Annotated in this window: 5 protein-coding genes; all 5 read left to right on the top strand. The window is 63.9% G+C overall.

The annotated features are described in order from the left end of the window. Positions 1 to 432, top strand: a 432-nt coding sequence (locus tag JWR14_RS10250) for a substrate-binding domain-containing protein (RefSeq protein ID WP_299705407.1), incomplete at its 5' end; no start/stop codon positions are given. Positions 433 to 499: 67 nt separating this feature from the next. Continuing rightward, positions 500 to 1,303 (top strand): ATP-binding cassette domain-containing protein, encoded by an 804-nt coding sequence (locus JWR14_RS10245; protein WP_299705405.1) that lies wholly within the window; start codon positions 500 to 502, stop codon positions 1,301 to 1,303. Positions 1,304 to 1,329: 26 nt separating this feature from the next. Continuing rightward, positions 1,330 to 2,631 (top strand): sugar ABC transporter permease, encoded by a 1,302-nt coding sequence (locus JWR14_RS10240; RefSeq protein WP_299705403.1) that lies wholly within the window; start codon positions 1,330 to 1,332, stop codon positions 2,629 to 2,631. 25 nt (positions 2,632 to 2,656) lie between these two features. Then, positions 2,657 to 3,385, top strand: a complete 729-nt coding sequence (locus JWR14_RS10235) for an SDR family oxidoreductase (RefSeq protein WP_299705401.1) — start codon at positions 2,657 to 2,659, stop codon at positions 3,383 to 3,385. 92 nt (positions 3,386 to 3,477) lie between these two features. Beyond that, positions 3,478 to 3,866: FGGY family carbohydrate kinase (locus tag JWR14_RS10230; protein ID WP_299705398.1), on the top strand; the 389-nt coding region annotated here is incomplete at its 3' end.

Below are 3,866 nucleotides of genomic sequence, written 5' to 3'. Positions count from 1 at the left end.
TGGGTCAGCGGGCAGATCACGAGCTTTGGCTCGCAGATTGTAGGTGTGGTGGCCGCCAATGACGGAACGGGCGGAGGCGCCGTCGCGGCATTCAAGGAAGCCGGTGTGAATCCGGTGCCGCCTGTGACCGGTAATGACGCGACGCTCGCAGGGCTGCAATTGATCATCGCAGGTGACGAGTACAACACAATCCTGAAGCCGAGCGAGATCGTCGCGGCAGCGGCAGCAAAGGTGGCCGTCGGCTTCCTGAACGGCCAGACCCCGAAGGGTGAAACGACGCTCTTCAACACGCCGACGCAACTCTTCAAGCCGGCGGTCATCACGGCGAAGAACCTCAAGGCAGAGGTCGTCGACAAGGGGTTCGCGAGCGCCAAAGACCTGTGCACCGACCGCTATGCCGACGGCTGCAAGAAACTAGGAATCACGAACTGATCCGGCGCGACGCCCGGACAGGATCCGGCCGAGCCGGGTCCCTCTACTCATCATGAGGTACCGTCAAATGACTGACATCCACGCAACGCGGTCCACGCGCGGCGAACCGGTGCTGAGCCTGCGCGGCATCTCGAAGCACTTTGGAGCGGTCTCCGCCCTGACGGACATCGAACTCGACGTGCATGCCGGCGAAGTGGTCGCCCTGGTGGGTGACAACGGCGCCGGGAAATCGACGCTGGTAAAGGTGCTCGCCGGCGTTCATCAACCCACCTCCGGCACGATCACGTTCGGCGGCAAGGAGGTCGTACTCCCCGATCCAGGCGCTGCGCTCGATCTCGGCATCGCCACGGTATTCCAGGACCTCGCGCTCTGCGAGAACCTCGATGTCGTTGCGAACATCTACCTTGGACGCGAACTGAATCCGCTGCGCCTCGACGAGGTCGCCATGGAGGTGAAGGCCTGGACGCTCCTGAACGAGCTATCGGCACGCATTCCGAGCGTGCGCGACGTGGTCGCGTCGCTATCGGGCGGGCAACGCCAGACCGTGGCGATCGCACGCTCGCTGCTGCTGGATCCAAAGCTGATCATGCTCGACGAGCCGACGGCGGCACTGGGCGTAGCCCAGACCGCGGAGGTGCTGAACCTGATCGAGCGGGTACGCGACCGCGGCCACGCAGTCATCATGATCAGCCACAACATGGAGGACGTGCGCGCCGTGGCCGACCGGATCGTGGTGCTGCGACTTGGCCGCAACAATGGCGTCTTCTATCCCGACTCCTCGAATCAGGATTTGGTGGCCGCGATTACCGGCGCCGCCGAGAACGCCGTGTCGCGCCGCGCCGACCGGCACCAGGCCGAGCAGGGCGCCTAGTCAAAGGAACGATGATGAGTAAAGACATGCAAGGCGCCCCGCAGCCGGAAACGCAAGGGACTGCGAGGCCGTCCACGCCGAAGCCGGCCGCGCCTAAGCCGGCCGCGTTGCTCGACCGCGGCGATGTGCGCGTCAAGCATGCCATCGGGATTGTTGGCACCGTGTCGGCCTTCGTCGAGCGGGTGCGCTCGGGCGATCTGGGGTCTCTGCCAGTCATCGCGGGCCTGGTCATCATCTGGACCGTGTTCACCATCCTGAACCCGGTGTTCCTCTCGGCCAACAACCTGGTGAATATGCTCTTCGACTGCTCGACGGTCGGCGTGATCTCACTTGGCATAGTCTGCGTGTTGATGGTGGGCCAGATCGACCTGTCAGTGGGCTCGATGAGTGGCTTCGCTTCGGCCCTCGTAGGCGTGCTCTGGGTCAATCATGGGTGGCCGGTGCTGCTGGCCATCGTCGTCGCCGTCGTTATCGGCGCGCTGGTCGGCGCCGTGTACGCGCTGCTGCTCAACCGGTTTGGCATGCCCAGCTTTGTCGCGACGCTGGCAGGGCTGCTCGCGATCCTCGGGTTGCAGCTATACATCCTGGGCGCCACGGGGTCGATCAACCTTCCCTACGACTCCACGCTGGTGAACCTCGGGCAACTCATCATCATCCCCGCCGCCATTTCTTATCTCCTCGCGCTCGCGCCGGGAGCCGTGATGATGCTGCTCGGATTGCGCACCCGTGAGCGCCGCCGTGCGTCCAATCTCTCTGCGCCCTCCGTGGGCAGCCTGCTCGTGCGCAGCCTGACCATCACGGTACTGTTGGAGATCGTGGTTGCCTACCTTAACCAGGGACGAGGCGTACCGCTGATGTTCGGTGTCTTCCTCGGCCTCGCGGTCGCGATGGACTATGCGCTCAAGAGGACGCGCTGGGGCCGGTCGATGAACGCCGTCGGCGGCAATCGCGAGGCCGCGAGGCGGGCAGGTATCAACGTCGGCGCTATCTACGTCAGCGCCTTTGTACTGTGTGCCAGTCTCGCTGCGCTCGGTGGCGTGCTGACTGCGGCACGACTTGCTTCGGCAAGCACGCAAGCTGGCACCGGCGACGTAAACCTGAACGCCATTGCAGCGGCAGTGATTGGCGGTACCAGTCTCTTTGGCGGACGCGGCAGCGCGTATTCAGCAGTGCTGGGCATTATCGTGATCCAGTCGATCGCGAGCGGTCTGACGCTGCTGAACCTGTCGTCCTCGCTGCGCTTCATGATCACCGGCGCGGTGCTGGCGATTGCGGTGATCGTCGATTCGCTTGCCCGGCAGTCCCGTGTCTCGCATGGCCGCGCGTAAATCCAGCAAACTTGGAGAGCAGTAAATGACTGACATGATGAAGGGAAAGGCTGCCGCCATCACCGGTGCGGCATCGGGTATTGGTCTGGAGTGCGCGCGCACACTGATCGCGGAAGGGGCGAAGGTGGTGCTGATTGACCGGGCAAAGGACAGGCTCACGCAACTGTGCGCGGAACTGGGGCCAAACGCGTTTCCGCTGGTCGTGGATCTGCTGCAGCCGCAGGAAGTGTCCGCGCTGCTGCCGAAAATTCTCGACCTCGCCGGCGGCCTCGATGTCTTCCATGCCAACGCCGGTGCTTACGTTGGCGGCGAGGTGATCGACGGGAATCCGGACGAGTGGGATCGCATGCTGAACCTCAACATCAACGCCGCGTTCCGATCGGTCCACGCCGTGCTGCCACACATGGTCGCGCAGAAATCAGGCGACATCATTTTCACCAGTTCCATCGCGGGCATCGTCCCGGTTGTCTGGGAGCCGATCTATACCGCCTCCAAATTCGCGGTGCAGGCCTTCGTCCATACGATCCGCCGCCAGCTCTCCAAACATGGCGTGCGGGTGGGCGCAGTGGCCCCGGGCCCGGTCGTCACGGCGCTGCTCGACGACTGGCCGAAGGCGAAGAGGGATGAGGCGCTCGCGTCGGGCAGCCTGATGCAGCCCAAGGAGGTCGCCGACGCGGTACTCTTCATGTTGACGCGGCCGCGCAACGTGACCATCCGCGATCTCGTGATCCTTCCAAACAGCGTTGATCTCTGAAACGCGTGAAAGGCGCGAGCCCGGTTTGTGCCCGATGCAGCTCGCCGTTTACCTGGAACCCCCCATAACAAGCATCGAGCAGGCAGTGACCTATGACATCAGAAAACCCGACTCCCGGCGCGACAGGCAGCACGCGCGATGTGCAATACGTCGTTGGCGTAGACGTGGGCACGGGCAGCGCCCGGGCCGGAATCTTCGACCTTGCCGGCCGCATGGTGGGCTCGGCCAAGCATGACATCACCCTGTATCAAGCGAGCGGATCAATCGTCGAGCAGTCGAGCGGTGAGATCTGGAACGCCGTCTGCCAAGCCGTAAAGGACGCGCTGTCGCAAGCCGCGGTGTCAGCCGATCAGGTGGCAGGCATCGGCTTCGACGCCACCTGTTCGCTCGTCGTGCTGGGCGAGGGCGGTCAGCCTTTGGCAGTGGGTCCCTCGGATCAAGCCGAGCGCGACATCATCGTCTGGATGGACCACCGCGCCGT

This window comes from Caballeronia sp. (genome assembly GCF_028292365.1).
Taxonomy (GTDB): Bacteria; Pseudomonadota; Gammaproteobacteria; order Burkholderiales; family Burkholderiaceae; genus Caballeronia.
Note: the sequence above shows the minus strand (reverse complement) of the source record. Positions and strands in the feature narration are given on the sequence as shown.

Bases quoted from the DNA above. Each gene is read 5' to 3' on its own strand.
- JWR14_RS10245 (WP_299705405.1), top strand. From the start codon at position 500: ATGACTGACATCCACGCAACGCGGTCCACGCGCGGCGAACCGGTGCTG.
- JWR14_RS10235 (WP_299705401.1), top strand. From the start codon at position 2,657: ATGACTGACATGATGAAGGGAAAGGCTGCCGCCATCACCGGTGCGGCA.
- JWR14_RS10240 (WP_299705403.1), top strand. From the start codon at position 1,330: ATGCAAGGCGCCCCGCAGCCGGAAACGCAAGGGACTGCGAGGCCGTCC.